14 protein-coding genes are annotated in these 15,629 nt (G+C 66.8%); 13 read left to right on the plus strand and 1 reads right to left on the minus strand.

What is annotated here, in order from left to right; translation table 11 throughout:
• Positions 1 to 68 precede the first annotated feature (68 nt).
• The 11 genes from ACQPZ2_RS23970 (at position 69) to ACQPZ2_RS24020 (ending at position 11,686) form a co-directional block, all read left to right on the plus strand.
• Complete coding sequence (locus tag ACQPZ2_RS23970; RefSeq protein WP_433520503.1) at positions 69 to 1,700, plus strand: aldehyde dehydrogenase family protein; 1,632 nt, start codon at positions 69 to 71, stop codon at positions 1,698 to 1,700.
• Between the two features lie 14 nt (positions 1,701 to 1,714).
• The gene (locus ACQPZ2_RS23975) at positions 1,715 to 2,860 is read left to right on the plus strand and encodes an acyl-CoA dehydrogenase (protein ID WP_433520504.1); all 1,146 of its coding nucleotides are present in this window, start codon (positions 1,715 to 1,717) and stop codon (positions 2,858 to 2,860) included.
• A gap of 12 nt (positions 2,861 to 2,872) precedes the next feature.
• On the plus strand, positions 2,873 to 4,123 hold the full coding sequence (locus ACQPZ2_RS23980) for an aspartate aminotransferase family protein (protein ID WP_433520505.1): 1,251 nt from the start codon (positions 2,873 to 2,875) through the stop codon (positions 4,121 to 4,123).
• 30 nt (positions 4,124 to 4,153) lie between these two features.
• Complete coding sequence (locus ACQPZ2_RS23985; RefSeq protein ID WP_433520506.1) at positions 4,154 to 4,672, plus strand: type II toxin-antitoxin system RatA family toxin; 519 nt, start codon at positions 4,154 to 4,156, stop codon at positions 4,670 to 4,672.
• 15 nt (positions 4,673 to 4,687) lie between these two features.
• Positions 4,688 to 5,218 (plus strand): hypothetical protein, encoded by a 531-nt coding sequence (locus ACQPZ2_RS23990; RefSeq protein ID WP_433520507.1) that lies wholly within the window; start codon positions 4,688 to 4,690, stop codon positions 5,216 to 5,218.
• Complete coding sequence (locus ACQPZ2_RS23995) at positions 5,215 to 5,787, plus strand: flavin reductase family protein (protein WP_433520508.1); 573 nt, start codon at positions 5,215 to 5,217, stop codon at positions 5,785 to 5,787. Before ACQPZ2_RS23990 ends, ACQPZ2_RS23995 begins: the two co-directional genes overlap by 4 nt.
• The gene (locus tag ACQPZ2_RS24000) at positions 5,772 to 6,806 is read left to right on the plus strand and encodes a phosphatidylglycerol lysyltransferase domain-containing protein (protein WP_433520509.1); all 1,035 of its coding nucleotides are present in this window, start codon (positions 5,772 to 5,774) and stop codon (positions 6,804 to 6,806) included. Before ACQPZ2_RS23995 ends, ACQPZ2_RS24000 begins: the two co-directional genes overlap by 16 nt.
• A 12-nt stretch (positions 6,807 to 6,818) precedes the next feature.
• Positions 6,819 to 8,192 (plus strand): NAD(P)/FAD-dependent oxidoreductase, encoded by a 1,374-nt coding sequence (locus ACQPZ2_RS24005; protein ID WP_433520510.1) that lies wholly within the window; start codon positions 6,819 to 6,821, stop codon positions 8,190 to 8,192.
• A complete protein-coding gene (locus ACQPZ2_RS24010) occupies positions 8,189 to 9,559 on the plus strand; it encodes an NAD(P)/FAD-dependent oxidoreductase (protein WP_433520511.1) in 1,371 nt (456 codons plus the stop codon). Before ACQPZ2_RS24005 ends, ACQPZ2_RS24010 begins: the two co-directional genes overlap by 4 nt.
• Before the next feature lie 4 nt (positions 9,560 to 9,563).
• The gene (locus ACQPZ2_RS24015; protein ID WP_433520512.1) at positions 9,564 to 10,928 is read left to right on the plus strand and encodes a cation:proton antiporter; all 1,365 of its coding nucleotides are present in this window, start codon (positions 9,564 to 9,566) and stop codon (positions 10,926 to 10,928) included.
• 146 nt (positions 10,929 to 11,074) lie between these two features.
• A complete protein-coding gene (locus ACQPZ2_RS24020) occupies positions 11,075 to 11,686 on the plus strand; it encodes a TetR/AcrR family transcriptional regulator (RefSeq protein ID WP_433520513.1) in 612 nt (203 codons plus the stop codon).
• Between the two features lie 48 nt (positions 11,687 to 11,734).
• Here the strand turns inward: ACQPZ2_RS24020 and ACQPZ2_RS24025 are convergent, their stop codons facing one another.
• Positions 11,735 to 13,543: a hypothetical protein gene (locus ACQPZ2_RS24025; protein ID WP_433520514.1), complete on the minus strand. Its 1,809-nt coding sequence runs from the start codon at positions 13,541 to 13,543 to the stop codon at positions 11,735 to 11,737.
• A gap of 353 nt (positions 13,544 to 13,896) precedes the next feature.
• Between ACQPZ2_RS24025 and ACQPZ2_RS24030 the strand changes: the two genes are divergently transcribed.
• Both ACQPZ2_RS24030 and ACQPZ2_RS24035 read left to right on the plus strand, forming a co-directional pair.
• On the plus strand, positions 13,897 to 14,766 hold the full coding sequence (locus ACQPZ2_RS24030) for an MlaE family ABC transporter permease (protein WP_433520515.1): 870 nt from the start codon (positions 13,897 to 13,899) through the stop codon (positions 14,764 to 14,766).
• A 3-nt stretch (positions 14,767 to 14,769) separates the two neighbouring features.
• Complete coding sequence (locus ACQPZ2_RS24035) at positions 14,770 to 15,624, plus strand: MlaE family ABC transporter permease (protein WP_063042313.1); 855 nt, start codon at positions 14,770 to 14,772, stop codon at positions 15,622 to 15,624.
• Positions 15,625 to 15,629: the final 5 nt, after the last annotated feature.

The raw sequence follows: 15,629 nt of genomic DNA on the forward strand, positions 1-15,629 counted from the left end.
ATGAGACCGGTCGAGTCCCGGTGACCGATCGGAAAAGCCGATCGGATCACCGGATTCTGGGGGCTGTAATGACTGCTGGAACCATCCGATCCGCATCGAGTTCCGTCAACGGAGACGGAATCATCACCTACGGCAGTTACGTAGGGGGCAAGGACGTACCGAGTGACCAATGGGTCCATGTGCTGGGAGCCCGTGCGGTACTCGACGATTCGTTCGCCAACCTGGCTCTCAAACGCAAGCTGGACCGCGGTGACACCACGTTGTCGGAGGCGGCCACGAATGCCGTCGTCGGGCGCGTCGCCGTCGCCGACGCCAATACCATTCGCATGGCGATGTACAGCGCCGCCGAGGCCGCGGCCGAATGGCGGACCATGCCACTGTCGGTCCGCGTCGACGGCTATCTGGAGCTCATGCACTCGGCGATCACCGACAACATCCCCACCATCGAGCACATGCTCACGCTCGAAGGGCATCCGCTCGAACTCGCCCGCTGGGAGATTTCGGGCATGCTGGCCGCCTCATCGCGCGAGGCGCGCCAGTTCTACCGCGAACAACTCTGGCGCGAAAGCACCACAGGGGGCCAGCGCCAGATCATTCGCCGACAGCCCGACGGCGTGGTCTGCGTCAATCCCCCGGCCAACGCGCCGATGGTCAGCGCGCTGTTCGCCGCGCTCAGCATCGCCTCGGGAAACGCGATGATCGTGCGCGCACCCCGGTCGGTGCCGCTGGGCATCATGTACGCGATCCACGACCTGCTGGCGCCCGTACTCGACGAAATCGGCGCTCCCGCAGGCACTGTCAACGCCGTGTGCGGGCATCCGGGCCCGTTGTTCGACGCCTGGCTGGAGAGCCCGCTGGTCAACGACATCATGTATTTCGGCAGCTCACGCACCGGCGTGGCCTTCGAACGCCGCTGTGTCACCTTCGGCAAGAAGCCGATCCTCGAATTGGCCGGCAACGACGCGGTGGTCGTCTGGCGCGACGCCAACCTCGACCATGCCGCGCAGGCGGTCACCGAGGGCTTCTTCGGATCCGGCCAGTTGTGCATGATCCCCAATCAGACCGTCGTCCACCCGGCCGTCGCGGACGCGTTCATCGATCGGGTGAGCGCCCGGGCAAGCGCGCTGCGGCCCGGCTATCCCGACGAGGAAGGCGTGCTGCTCTCCCCCGTCCTACGGCACGACGCGTTCCGCACCTGCCTCGACGACGCGCTGTCGAAGGGTGCCGTGCTCGTCAGCGGCGGCTCCGGCATGTCGCTCGACGGCAGCACGGATGGCGCGGGATTCTTCCTGGAGCCGACCGTGATTCGCGTCAACGGATTGCGCCGGGCGCGCGAGATTCTCGCCGTCGAGCACGAAACGTTCTTCCCGCTCATGCCGATCATCGTCCCCGATGCGGACGATGATGACGAACTCCTCACCGAGACAGTGGAATTCGTCAACACCAATCTGTACGGGCTGCGGAACTCCGTGTGGGCCACCGACGATGCCGTGGTCGAGCGCTTTCTCACCGGCATCGTCAACGGCGGATTGCTGAAAATCAACGACTCGCACATTTCGTTCTCGCCGCCGCTGCCCTCCCACGGCGGCACCGGCCTGACCGGCGGCGTCTTCGGCGAAGCGAACTATCCGGTGCTGCGCACGACCCACCTGCAGGGCGTGTCGATTCGAAGCGGCGCGACCGCGCCGCGATACCGGTGAGGGGAGGACATCCGATGCGCATGCTCGACGAAGCCATGGCCGTGTGCGACGGCCACCTCCCCGGCCTGCTCGACGAACTGCGGCACATATCGCTGCACGACATCGAGCAACCCGGAAATCCCGGGCTGGAGCTGTTCCGCAAGTACGGCGGACCTGGACTGGTCATCCCGACAACGTATGGCGGCCTGGGTGTTTCGCCCGTCGACGCGGTCCGGGTGGTGCGGGCCATCGGGGCCCAGGCGCCCTCGCTGGCCGTCGCGACCGCCATGCATCACTTCTCGGTCGCCACCATCTTCACTCTCGCCGACAGCCTGAAGTCCAGCGGCCTGGAATGGGCGCTGCTCGAAGGGATCGCGGACCAGAAGCTGCTGGTGTCCTCGGGATTCGCCGAGGGCAATCCCGGACAGGGCATCCTCACCCCGACGATGACCGCGACCCGGGCCGACAGTGGCATCATCGTCAACGGATCCAAGCGTCCGTGCAGCATGTCGGCCTCGATGGACCTGCTGTCGGCCAGCGTCTCGATCACCGACGACACGGGACGCACCGAGAACGCGCTGCTGCTGGTGCCCAAGGCGGCACCGGGCGTCTCGGTTCATCCGTTCTGGCACAGCAGCGTGCTCACCGGCGCCGAGAGCGACGAGGTCCGGCTCACCGACGTGTTCGTCGATCAGAACCTGGTCGTCCCCGCCGAGACCGGTGCGCAGGGCGAACTCGACGAACTGCAGACCGTCGGGTTCATCTGGTTCGAAATGCTCATCACCTCTTGCTATCTCGGGATGGCCAGTGCGCTCGTCCGACGCGTGTTCGACCTGCGCGCACAGGGCAGAGTGAGCACCGAACGGCTCACCGACATCAGTGTGCGCCTGGAGACAGCGGCACTGCTGCTCGACGACATCGCCCGCATGCTGTCGGCGAAGGAGACCGACAATTCGGCGCTGCTGCGCACCATGATCGCGCGATACGGCGCACAGGACGCGATCCTCGACGCCGCGGCCAAGTCGATCGAGGCCCTGGGCGGCATGTCGTTCATCTCGGCACCGGATGTCGCCTACCTGGCTGCGGCCTGTCACTGCGTCAGCTTCCACCCGCCGACGCGGACGACCGGCCACGACGCGCTCGCCGCGGGGCTGACCGGCGACGTGCTGCGGATCGCTTGAGAGACACCGATAATGACGAATCTCGAGGCCGCCGACACCCGCGCCCACCTCACCAAGATCTACCGCACCAATCTCAGCACCGGTCGCGCCCGGCTGGGCGAAATGCTCGGCGGGCAGTTCGAGGTCGAGTCCTCGGGCGCATGGATCACCACCAACGGCGGTGAGCGCTACCTCAACTTCGGCGGGTACGGCGTATTCCTCACCGGCGCACGGCATCCCGTGGTCATCGAGGAGGTCGCCGAGCAGCTGCGCACTCACCCGATCGGCACCCGCATGTTCCTCGAGCCCGCCGCCGCCCGCGCGGCGGAGATGCTGACCGCGGTCACACCGGCCGGGCTGACCCGCATCCACTTCTCCGGATCCGGCGCCGAGGCGACCGAGGCGGCCATCAAGCTGGCACGGCTCAACGGCCGCAGCCACCTGTACTCGATGGTCGGCGGCTACCACGGCAAAACCATGGGCGCGCTGTCACTCACCGCGCGCACGGTGTTCCAGGATCCGTTCCGGCCGCTGCTGCCCAACATCACGCACATCCCTTACAACGACACCGAAGCGCTGGCGAGCGCGCTTGCCCGGCATCCGGGGCAGGCGTGCGTCATCGTCGAGCCGATCCAGGCCGAGGCCGGTGTGATCGTTCCGGCACCGGACTATCTGCGCGCCGTGCGCGCTGTATGCGCCGAACACGATGCGCTGCTGGTGCTCGACGAGATCCAGACCGGACTCGGACGGCTCGGCACCTGGTGGGGGGCCGACCGGGAGGGCATCCGCCCCGATATTCTGTTGTCCGGTAAGGGACTCGGCGGTGGCGTGCTACCGGTGGCTGCCACCATCGCCTCCGATGCGGTGTTCGCCCGGCTCGATCGTGATCCGCTGCTGCACACTTCGACCTTCTCCGGTGCGCCGATCGCGATGGCGGCCGTTTGCGGTGCGCTGCGCGCCATCCGAGAGGACGGGCTCGTCGACAAGGCTCGTGTGCTCGGCGAACGGCTGCTGCCCGAGATCTCCACGATCGTCGATCGATATCTGCGCTCGCGCGGGTGCACGGTCCGGGGGGCGGGACTGCTCATCGGGATCGATATCGCCGATCCCGGATCCGCCGGCGAGCTGCTGATCAACCTGGTCAAAAACAATGTCATCGCCAATCTTTCGCTCAATTCCGACCACGTTCTCCGGCTGACACCGCCCGCCATTCTCACCGAATGGGAAGTGCAGTTCTTCTTGAAACGGTTCGAACGGGCGGCCTGCGCCACCGCTGCCGCCTGACCACCGACTACGGACAAAGTGAGGATTCATATGCAGACTCTGACTCTGAAGGTCCGAGCAGCGAGCGTCGATGCCGACCTCGCGTTCGAACTGATCGGCCATTTCGAGGAGTATCCCGCGCTGGTCGACGAAGTGCGGTCGGTCGAGGTCGAGTCCCGAGCCGAGGACGGGCCGGTCACCAGCCACTGGGAGGTCTGCTTTCGCAGCGGCCCCTTGCGCTGGTCGGAAGTCGACTACTTTCAACCGGCCCGACGGCGGATCGTCTTCGAGCAGATCGACGGAGATTTCGAGATCTTCCGCGGTCATTGGCAGGTGGATGCGTTGCCCGGAGGCTGCGAAGTCACCTTCGAGGTCACCTTCGATTTCGGAATCCCCAGTCTCACCGGGATTCTCGACCCGATCGCCTGCAAGGTGCTGAAGGAGGGAATTGCCCTCGTCATTCATCGCCTGCTCGGAAAAGGAGAGGTGGTCGACGATCCCGCCGTCTCCGCGGCAGTGGCGCGCAAGCTGGCTCTCATGCCGAGCGAACCGGAGACCCTGGCGGGTTGAACAGCGAGGAATCCGATGGATCACATCAACCGTTTCGCCACCAAGACCACTTTTACCCTGCTCCGCGTCGAGTACGGAATCTTCCTGATCGCGTGCACGACAGCGTTCTTCCTGCACCTCGGTCAAATCCGATGGGTTCCGGCGGTCATCCTGTTCGTCTACATCGACCTCATCGGATACGTGCCCGGATTGATCGCCCATCTGCGGTCCGAAACGGGTGAGGTGAGCCGCTTCTATTACGTGCTGTACAACACGATGCACAGCATGACAACACAATCCGCTGTCGTTGCGCTCTGGGTTCTGGTCAGCGGATGGGAATGGGCTTTGCTCGTCGTGCCGATCCACCTTTTCGGAGATCGCGCGCTGTTCGGAAACTTCGTGAAGTCGTTCGCGGTTCCCTTCGAGCCCAAGGCCGTTCCCGCCTTCACCGAATTCGAACGCCGCGTGCTACGGGGTTCGAGCGGGGCAGAGCCCGGACCGTTCGAAGCCTTGATCGAACAGTTCATGGAGGACCGGCAATCGCTCCGGCAGGACGGCACCGCATGAATACGCACACCCGCGCACCCGCTCCCTTACTGGCCGAGGATGATTCCGGGCTGGACCCAGCCGAATGTGTCCGCCTGTACCGGAAATTGGCCGCGAGCGTGTCGATCGTCTCGGCACTGAGCCGCACCGGGCCGGTCGGACTGACCGCCTCCACCGTCACCTCCCTGTCCCTGCGGCCGCCCCTGCTCCTGGTGTGCTTGGCCGCCGGCTCCTACACCCTGTCCGCGATTCAGGACCGCGGGCGTTTCGGGGTGCAACTGCTGGCCGACCACCAACGGCAGGTCGCCCAGGACTTCGCTTCCGCGACCGGCACCCGATTCACCGACAGCAACCACCGCCGGATACACGATGTGCCGATTCTCGACGCGACCCTCGGATGGTCCGTCTGCCGCCTCACCGACGCCCGGGAGTACGGCGACCACGTCCTGGTCGTCGGGCAGGTGGTCGCCGCCGGAACCGGCCTCGGCCGCCCCCTGATCTGGCACAGCCAGCGCTTCGCCGACATCGCGGACGATGCGCACGACAAGGCGACCCGCGATTGGAACGGTGACCTGTGGAACGGAACCTGAGCCTGGCACAGTCGGCGACCACCGACGCGCCGATCGTCCTCGACAGCCTGCGCGCATTCGCGCAGAGCTCTTCCGCTTTTCTCGGCTTGTCCGACGACAACAGATACTTCACGACTCCGCGCGTGCCCGGCCTGGTCATCTACCGCCCCTTCGGCAAGCGGTACTGGGTGCAATTCACCGGGCCGTGCGCCGCCGCGGGTCGCCAGGCCGAGCTGGAGCAGCAGTTCGCCGCGGCGGCACACCGCGCGCACCGGCGGGTCATCGCGGTACAGCTGCCGCGCACAGACGCCGAGCGAGTGGCGGAAACCGGTTGGGTGGTCAACCAATTCGGCTGTTCGTACAGCATCGACCTGTCCGACTTCACCCTGCGCGGTCAGAAGTTCGTCAAGACGCGCAACATGATCACACGATCACGGCGGGAGGGAACAACCGTTTCCGAGGCCGACGCCGATCGGCTGCGCGACCCGGAGTTCAGCGGCCAGCTCGATGCGATCGACGCGGAATGGTTGCGGGACAAGGGCCGTCACGTCAAGGAGATGCGCTTCCTCATCGGACAGCGCGGCGGTCCGATGCAACAGCACCGCCGCTTGTTCGTCGCGGAGCAGGATGGCCGCGTCGTCGCCTACGTCTCGTATTCTCCGGTCTTCGGCGCACAGCCGGGCTGGCTGTACGACCTGACGCGGCGACGGCCGGATGCCCCTCCCGGCGTCATCGAGCATATTTTCGCCGAGGCCGCCGAACGTCTCCGCGGCGACGGCGCGGCGTGGATGCACCTGGGGCTGACGCCGTTCGTCGGCCTGGAACCCCGGCATGCGATCGAAGGGGCCCACAGCCGAATGCTCGGCCGCACAGCCGAACTGATCCGCGATCGCGGTGCGGCCCTGTATCCGGCCACGCGGCAGCTGGCGTTCAAACAGAAGTGGCGTCCCCACCTGGAGACCCCCGAGTACATCGCTTTCCCGAACCGTATCCGCCTCCGAGACATCTGGTGTCTCGCGCGAATCACCAACGCTCTGTGAGGAGTTGAGCCCATGAACGACCACAGCGACGCCGCGGAGACCGCGCCGATCTGGATGCACTCGGCGACGACGATCCCGCCCGGTCCACGCCTGCACAGTGCACGCCGCGCCGAGCTGGTGGTCGTCGGCGGCGGCATCGCCGGTCTCGCCGCCGCCTACTACGCGGCCCGTGCCCTGCGCGGAGCCACCATCATCCTGCTCGAGGCCGACCGTGTCGGCGGCGGCAGCACCGGCCGCAGCACCGGCATCGTCACACCCGGCATGAAAATTCCTGTCGCGCAATGCCGCTCGAAACATGGCGACGCCGCGGCGATCGCGGCCTACGACGCCTCGCAGCGCGGCGTGGCGCTGTTGCGCGACCTGGTGCGCACCGAGAACATCGACTGTGCGGCACGCGATGAAATCCACACGCGCGTCGCGCTCACCGAAGCGCAGTGCCGACACCAGCACGACCAGGTCACCAACCTCGGCGAGCTCGGTATCGAGCAGCGGCTCATCACGGGTGCGGCACTCGACGAGCAAGCCGGGCAGGGGTACATCTCCGGTATCGAGCACGACGCGCTGCTGGTCGATCCGTACCAGCTGGCGGTCGGGCTCGCCGAGGCGGCGCGGCGGGCCGGAGTGGAGATCTATGAGCGCACCCGGGTTGTCGCGGTCGACACCGGCCGCCCCACCCCGGTCGTGGAGACCGAGGACGGCCGGATCACCACGCCCCGCGTGCTGTTGGCGACCAATGGCTATGGCGAAGTACTGAATCCGCATCCCCGGTCGGTCTTCGCCCTGCGTGGCTACGCGCTCGCGACCGCTCCGCTGACCGACCAGCAGCTCGACGACTTGGGTTGGAACGGCCGCGGCGCGATCATCGACGAACGGAATTTCTTCAACCACTACCGGCTCACCCCCGACCACCGGCTGCTGTTCGGGGGCGGACCCACCACGCTGCCTGGACAGCGCCCGGTCCTGGATCGGTCCGGCGCATCGGCGACATATCAACGGCTGCACCGAGAAATGATCGGCCGGTTCCCCGCACTCACCAATGTGGCCATCGCCGCGCGCTGGTCGGCGCTCGAGGCGGGCACGCTCGACCGGCTACCCGTCGTCGGGCAGGTGCCGCGCCGCGGTGGTCTGTACTACGCGGGCGCGTGGACCGGTCACGGCCTGTCGACCTCGGTCGCGGCCGCGTGGCAGTTCGGTCAGCAGCTCGCGGGCAACCCGGTACCGCCGATCCCGTGGCTGCGAACCGGCGCGCCCACCATCCCGACGACGTTCGCACGCACGAAAGGCCTTGCGGCATATCTGAAATTGCTCGACCGGGCAGATCGCCGTGATCTGCGCAGAAGACCGCCTCGCCACCCGGCCGCCGAGCGGAAGGCCCTCGCACGATGAGCACGAACGGCGGCATACCCGCGATCGGAACGGGCGGCGACCAACCCCTGTGGAAACAGCCATCGCAGTCACGTGGCCGTCTCGACACGCGCCTGCGCTGCCAGGTCGTCGTGATCGGCGGCGGCCTCGCCGGTCTGTCCACCGCACTGCATCTGACCGAACTGGACCCGAACCGCGACATCGTCGTCCTGGAGGCGGATCGAGTGGCGGCCGGGGCGAGCGGACGCGGCACAGGTCTGCTGGGACCCCGGGTCGGACCGCCGATCTCGGTGGCCCGGCGAAGATACGGGGACGAGGACACCCGGGCCCTCTACCAGTCCTCCGAGCACGCGGTCCGGCATGTGATCGACCTGTGCGCGCGGCACAGCATCGCCTGCGACCTGACCCGCGCCACCCAGCTGACCGTCGCCGCCGACGCGGAGTCGGAGCGGGCCATGGAGCTCGAACTCGAAGCGGCCCAGGCACTCCAGCTCAGCATCGAGGAGGTCCCCGCGTCGGCGTTGCCGACCCGCCCCGGCCAGTACCGTGGCGGGCTGCGCTACCCATTTGCCGCGACCCTGGACCCGGCGGCTCTCACCACCGCGCTGGCCCGGCTCGCCGAGCAGCGCGGGGTCCGGATCTTCGAGCGCAGCGCGGTGCGTCGCGTGGAGTACGGCACGCCCACGCGCGCACATACCGAGCACGGCGAGGTCACCGCCGACCGTGTCGTGCTGACGCTCAACGGGTTCGCCGCCGGATTGGGACCCGCCGGGGTGGTGGGGATGCGGGCACAGGCCGCGGCGACCCACCCCCTCACCGATGATGAGCTGGCCCGCGTGGGCTGGCTCGGCAACCATTCACTGATCGAACTCGGGCAGCTCGCCCCCTACTACCGGCTCACCGTCGACGGCCGGGTGATCGTCGGCGGTGGCGCCGTCCGCCGCGGCGTGCACGGGTCGAGCGTGATCGACCGGGGCTATCTCGCCGCCGCGCTCGGCCTGCTGCACCCCAGTCTGGTCGGCCTGCAATTCAGCCACGCGTGGTCTGGTCCCATCGGCATGACGCTCGACAGCGTGCCCGTGATCGGCACGCCCAACGAGCACACCCTCGTCGCCGCCGGATGGTGCGGCCACGGAGTCGCGATGGCAACGTATGCCGGTCTGCTCGTGGCCGAGCGGATCGTCACCGGCGAACCGCACGACGTCGCGCTGTGGTGGCGCAGACGAGCCCGCAGCGTTCCGACGAGCGGTCCAGGCGGTCGCGCACTCGACTGGTATCTCGCCCGGCGCACCGAGGCCCAGGCGAACTCGTTGGGCAACCGCGTTTTTCGGCAATTCGCCGCAACCAAGGCCGCGCGTGCCGCTGGCCGCGTCAATACGAGGAGATGAATCCGTGGGTCCGGCAATGATCCTCGCGAGCAGCCCCATAGCTCCCCCCATACCCGCCCACGCGCTGCTGATTCTACTGGTGCAGCTCGCGGTGTTGTTGGTCTCGGCACGCGCGCTCGGCGCGGTGGTGAGCCGAGTGGGCCTGCCCTCGATCGTCGGCGAACTGGTGGCGGGCGTGCTGCTCGGCCCCTCGCTGCTGGCACACGCCTGGCCAACGGCATCGCACTGGCTGTTCCCGGCCCAAGGTGAACAGGCGCACCTGCTCGACGCGGTGGGCCAAGTCGGGGTTCTGCTGCTGGTCGGATTGGCCGGTATGCAACTCGAACTCGACGGGATCAAGCAGCGCGTGGGCAATGCCGCCGCGGTCAGCATCGCCGGTCTGGTCGTCCCCCTCGCGCTCGGAATCGGTTGTGGCCTACTGGCACCGGTACCGTTGCGCCCGGATCACACCTCGCCCGCCGTGTTCGCGATGTTCATGGGGATCGCGATCTGTGTGTCGGCGATTCCCGTCATCGCCAAGACGTTGATGGAGCTCGATCTCACGCATCGCAATGTCGGACAGCTCATTCTGACCGCCGGCATGATCGACGACGCCGTCGGCTGGTTTCTGCTCTCGGTCGTCTCGGCGATGGCCACCCACGGCCTGCGCACCGGAACCGTGCTGACCTCGCTGGGGTATCTGGCCGGAATCGTCGTGTTCGCGCTGACGCTCGGGCGGCCACTGGCCCAGCTCATCATGCGCCGCGCCACCAGCAGCGGCGATCCCTCCACAGCGATCAGCGCCGTCGTCATCCTGCTGTTCGCCAGTGCCGCGGCGACCCAGTCGCTGGGCCTGGAAGCGATCCTGGGCACCTTCCTGTGCGGCTCGCTGCTCGGTTCGACCCGCGTCGACCTCGCGCCGCTGGCCCCCCTGAACCATGTCGTGATGTCGGTGCTGGCACCGCTGTTCTTCGCCACCGCGGGCCTGCGGATGGACCTGTCCGGACTCACCACCGTGCCCCTACTGCTAGCGGCCCTCGGAATCCTGGTCATGGCCATCATCGGCAAATTCCTGGGCGCGTACCTCGGCGGTACGGTGAGCGGCCTGAGCCGCACCGAGTCGATCGCCCTGGGTGCGGGAATGAACGCACGCGGCGTCATCGAGGTGATCATCGCGATGGTCGGTCTGCGACTCGGCGTACTGAGCATCGAGGCCTACACGATTCTCATCCTGGTCGCGGTGGTGACCTCGCTCATGGCACCACCCATCCTGCGGCGCGCCATGGCCCGCATCGACGTCACCGACGCCGAATCCGCCCGTGCCACACGCACACTGGCGCTCATGAGACCCGCACCGTCGCCACCGCAGACCCAGCGGGAAGCCGGCTGATTTTTCCGCCGTCGAATAATCGGCCGCGTCGATGAAATCGCGCTGAAATTCGGGCCCTGGTCCGTAGCCCAAATTACCTGGAGTTTCTGGCGCTTCCGCAGGCAGAGTATGTAAACGACCGGCGGCCAGAGAGTATTATCGGGTATGTGACTACTGCGAAGATGACTCGGCGAGAGCAATATGCCGCCATGACGCGCGCCGCACTTCTGGAATCGGCACGCAGACTCTTCGTGGAGCAGGGTTTCGACGCCGCCTCGGTCGACGACATCGCCCGAGACTGCGATGTCAGCAAAGGCGCGGTCTACCACCATTTCCGCGACAAGCAGGAACTATTCGTCGAGGTCTACCGAGATTCCGAACGCAAGCTCATGGAAGCGGTCATGCAGGTGCACGGGCAACAACTCGACGCCGACCCGTGGGACCTGATCGTCGCTTGTTCCCAGACGGTGCTGCGCAGGCGAGCGGCCGACGCCGAAGGCTGCGCTCTGCTCAAACAGGCCAGCACGGTACTCGGCGCCGAGCGCAGGCAGCAGCTGGACTCCGAACTGGTCCTGCCGTTGATCAGGGGCCTGGTGCAGCTCGTGCACGACGCCGGCCGACTGCAGCCTGTCGACATCGACGTCGCGGCGCAGCTGGTATTTCACATACTGTCCGAGTCATCGATGCTGATCGCCTTCTCCCCTGACCCGCAGACCTCGGCCGAGAAGGTCGAGGCCGTCATGCTGCGCATGTTCGAAGGTCTGCACACCAAGTCCTGACCAGGGGCATCAACGCGGTGGGTACGTCGAATCCGCGGCCGATGGTGGTCACTCCGTGCCCTGGACGCGTCGGCGACCGGCGTCGGTGACAATGACCGCAACGGCGGAGACCACCGCGAGCGCCGAGAGTACGGCCATCGGCAGGATCAGCTGCGAGGAGAAGCCCGCGGTGGCGGCCTCCTTCAGACTGCTGATCACATAGTCGGTGGGCAGCAACCGGCGTATCGCGCGCCCGCTCGGGTCCTGGTGCGTCCCAGTCGTTCCGATCAGCGCCGCGGCGGCGACGACCGCGGCCATTACCGCGAGCCCCCATCGACCGAACAGTCGCTCCAGCGCCACCGCTGCGCCGACCAGCGCGAACGCGGACAACGCCACGAGCACCGTGAGCAGCACACGATGGGTCGACATCCCGAGAATCGCTGCCGCACCGGCGATCAGGCCGACCGTCGAGAGCACAGTGACCTTCGCCGGCGTGAACCAGCCGACGTGGACACGGTCTTTCAACGCCGAGTAGACGGCGGCGATCAACAGCGCTCCGGTGATCAAGAGCAGGGCGGTTCGGGTCGCGGGGTGTCCGCCGGCGTCGGACCCGAGGCTCGAGGAGTCGGCGACGCTGACGCTGTTGCCGGTCGGTGCGGGGCCCGTTTGCGCGGGGAGCTCCCGCACGCCGCGGTCGAGCGAGTCGACCAGCTGTGCACTGACCTGCTTGAACTGGTCGAGTTGAGACCGCACGGTGGATTGGATCCCCGGCAGTTGCTCTTTCGCCTGATTCAGCTGGGTGGTCACCTGGCTAATCGTGGCATCGCCCTGATTCAACAGTGTTTCGATGGATCCGAGGCGCTCGACCGCCAGGTCCAGGATGTCGGCGACCTGCATCTCCGGCTGCACGGGAGCACCGACCAGCCCGGACAGGTCGGCCAATTGCTCGGCGAGTTGTTCCGATGCCTGGTGCACCGCGTCGACACCGTTGGACACCTGCTGGTCGGAGCTACCGTCGACGGTGGTCAGCACTCGAGCGAGTTGGTCGATCAGCCCCTGGTCGGGCAGGCCGGCCGCGTTCAGCGCATCGAGGATCGGACGGATCATGGCGCTCAACTGGGCGCGGACCGCGGCCGTCTGACGGACGAAATCCGCGGCCGATCGGCTGCTCTGGTCGGCGAGGGCAACCCCGCGCTGGATGTCGGCGAGGGTCAGGTCGACTCCCCGCATGCTGGTCGACAACGTCTCGAGCTGCGCGGCGATGTCGTGGACGACCGCTGTGTTGTCCCGGATTCCGGCCAGCAGTGTCGTCGCGCTGTCGATCAGCGGTTCCGCCTGGGTGATCAGCTGATCCACGGTGCCGAGCGCCTGTGAGAACGTTGTGTCGGCCTGGCTGACGGCGCCTTTGATCCCGGTCGCCGTGAGTGAGGCGAGGTTGAGGTCCTTGCGCGCCTTCGACACCGACGTCGATACCTCGCCCGTGGTCACCGCGGACCCACTCGACGAGACCAGACCGACCAGGCGGGCGATCGCGATCGGATCGGACTCCGTCCGGCTCGCGAGGACCGAAATCTGTTGCGCGGCACCACTCGAGCTGCCGAGGGTGGCAGGAACGACGACCGCGGCGAGCACCGATCCGCTCGTCAGCGCCCGCTGCGCGTCGTCGGTGCTGCGCGACTGCCAGGTGAAATCCGCTGTGGCGGAAAGCATCTCGACGAATTTTGTCGCACCCGCCCCGGGTTTGGGCTGCTGATCGGCTTGACCGATCACGACAGCGACGGTGGGCCGTGACGACGAATCGCGATCCCGGTCCGCGAGCGTGTACGCCGCGCCCGCGAGCAACGGCAGTATCAGCAGCAGGGCCAGTACAACCGGCATCCGGCTGCCGCCCCATCGTCGGTTCCCGGCGACGCGTGCGAGGAATCGACCTCTCCCCGGACCGTGATCTGACATCGGTGGTGTGTCCTTCCGCTGCTCGGACCGGCGATCCATTCCATCGACGTCCGTCGACGCCCGCTGGCCTACTCGCCGTATGTGATAGTACTCAGAGTATGCGAACGGTCAACGTGCCCGCCTCCACGCCCAGGAACGACCCGGCCACCGGGCCCACCCCGACACCGAATCGAACATGTCGGGCACACAAGCCTTCTCGTATCGCGCGAGCGCTGGACAAACTTTGCACACACTCGCATACTTGGGTTCGGTTTAATACGCAGAGTAGGTGATTGTGTGTGAGTACGCAGAACCGAACAGTCGCACCACCGCCGACGGGAGGTAGCGATCCGGCAGCCCGGCCCGCTTTGGTGCGACGGTTCTGGAAGGACCATCCCGGCCAGGCGCTGGACACCTTCGGGCGGCAGATCACCATGGCCGGCGAACTGCTGGTCGGCCTCGCGATCACGTTGGCGCGCGGCCGATTCAACTGGCGCGAGTTCGTGCGGCAGTGCGCGTTCATGTCGAGCGTGTCGGCGATTCCCACCATGATCGTGGCGATCCCGGTCGGTGTCGTCGTGTCGTTGCAGGTGAGCCTGGTCGTCAAGCAAGTCGGCGCGGAATCGTTCGACGGCGCCGCTGTCGGTATCGGCGTGGTCAAACAGGGCGCCCCACTGGTCACTTCGATCATGATCGCGGGCGCGGTCGGCTCGGCCATCTGCGCCGACCTCGGTTCTCGCACGATTCGCGAGGAGATCGATGCCATGCGCACCATGGCCGTTGATCCACTGGTCCGCCTGGTCGGCCCCCGGCTGCTCGCCGCGACGCTGGTCAGCACCATGCTGTGCGGCGTCGTCGTCTTCGTCGGATTCGCCTCCACCTACGGCTTTTTCATCTACGTCGACCACGGTTCTCCGGGATCGTTCGTGGCGGCCTTCATCGGATTCGCCAGTGCGAACGACGTGGCCGTTGCGCTGTTCAAGGCGGCGCTGTTCGGTTTCTTCACCGCAGTCATCGCCGGCTACCACGGACTCAATGCCCGCGGCGGCCCGGCCGGTGTCGCGAATGCGGTCAATGCGGCGGTCGTGCAGTCCGCGCTCGTGCTGTTCGGCGCCAATGTGCTGATCTCGCAGGTCTACAACACCCTCTTCCCCGCCCAACTGGTGTGAGTCATGGCTGCTACCTACATCCCCCCTGCGCTGCGCCCGGCCCGCGTGGTCGCACCCCCGGCGCGTGGCTTGGCCGCGTTCGGTCACCTGCTGTTCTTCCTGGTGCGCTCACTGATGGCGATCCCACTGACACTGCGCCACTACAAGCGCGAGGTGGCACGGCTGATCGTCGATGTCACCTGGGGCAACGGCACTTTGGTCGCCGGCGGTGGGACCGTCGGCGTGATGCTGGCGATGTGCGCCTTCGGCGGCATGACGGTCGGCATCGAGGCATTCACCAACCTGAATCTGCTCGGCCTCGGGCAGGTGACCGGATCGATCACGGCGCTGGGCGGTACCCGTGAGATCGCTCCGCTGCTGGCGTCGCAGGCGTTCATCGTGCAGGCGGGGTGCCGTTTCACCGCCCAGCTGGGTTCGATGCGTATCGCCGAGGAGATCGACGCGCTGGAGTCCATCGCGATCCGTCCGATGCCGTTCCTGGTCTCCACCCGGATCATCGCCGTGGCCGTGGTCGCGGTGCCGTTGTATGTTGCGGCTCTGGCGGTTTCGTATCTGTCCACCGAGCTGACGGTGCTGTTCATCGGCGACGTCAGCGACGGCACCTACATGCACTACTTCAACATCTTCATGACGCCGGTGGACGTGCTCTATTCCATCTTCAAGCTGATCGTGCTGGTGGTGCTGGCGGTCTTCATCCAGTGCTACTACGGCTACTTCGCGACCGGCGGCCCGGAGGGTGTGGGCATCGCCGCCGGCCGCGCGATCCGTATGTCGATCATCGTCACCGTTCTCGCGAATCTGCTGATGTCCCTGACGATCTGGGGTACCGCCGTGGGGACAGCCCGGCTGTCCGGATGAGGAGC

Source organism: Nocardia pseudovaccinii, assembly GCF_050942345.1.
Taxonomy (GTDB): domain Bacteria; phylum Actinomycetota; class Actinomycetes; order Mycobacteriales; family Mycobacteriaceae; genus Nocardia; species Nocardia pseudovaccinii.

Bases quoted from the DNA above. Each gene is read 5' to 3' on its own strand.
- ACQPZ2_RS23995 (WP_433520508.1), top strand. From the start codon at position 5,215: ATGAATACGCACACCCGCGCACCCGCTCCCTTACTGGCCGAGGATGAT.
- ACQPZ2_RS23970 (WP_433520503.1), top strand. From the start codon at position 69: ATGACTGCTGGAACCATCCGATCCGCATCGAGTTCCGTCAACGGAGAC.
- ACQPZ2_RS23980 (WP_433520505.1), top strand. From the start codon at position 2,873: ATGACGAATCTCGAGGCCGCCGACACCCGCGCCCACCTCACCAAGATC.
- ACQPZ2_RS24035 (WP_063042313.1), top strand. From the start codon at position 14,770: ATGGCTGCTACCTACATCCCCCCTGCGCTGCGCCCGGCCCGCGTGGTC.
- ACQPZ2_RS23975 (WP_433520504.1), top strand. From the start codon at position 1,715: ATGCGCATGCTCGACGAAGCCATGGCCGTGTGCGACGGCCACCTCCCC.
- ACQPZ2_RS23985 (WP_433520506.1), top strand. From the start codon at position 4,154: ATGCAGACTCTGACTCTGAAGGTCCGAGCAGCGAGCGTCGATGCCGAC.
- ACQPZ2_RS24005 (WP_433520510.1), top strand. From the start codon at position 6,819: ATGAACGACCACAGCGACGCCGCGGAGACCGCGCCGATCTGGATGCAC.
- ACQPZ2_RS24025 (WP_433520514.1), bottom strand. From the start codon at position 13,543: ATGCCGGTTGTACTGGCCCTGCTGCTGATACTGCCGTTGCTCGCGGGC.
- ACQPZ2_RS23990 (WP_433520507.1), top strand. From the start codon at position 4,688: ATGGATCACATCAACCGTTTCGCCACCAAGACCACTTTTACCCTGCTC.
- ACQPZ2_RS24010 (WP_433520511.1), top strand. From the start codon at position 8,189: ATGAGCACGAACGGCGGCATACCCGCGATCGGAACGGGCGGCGACCAA.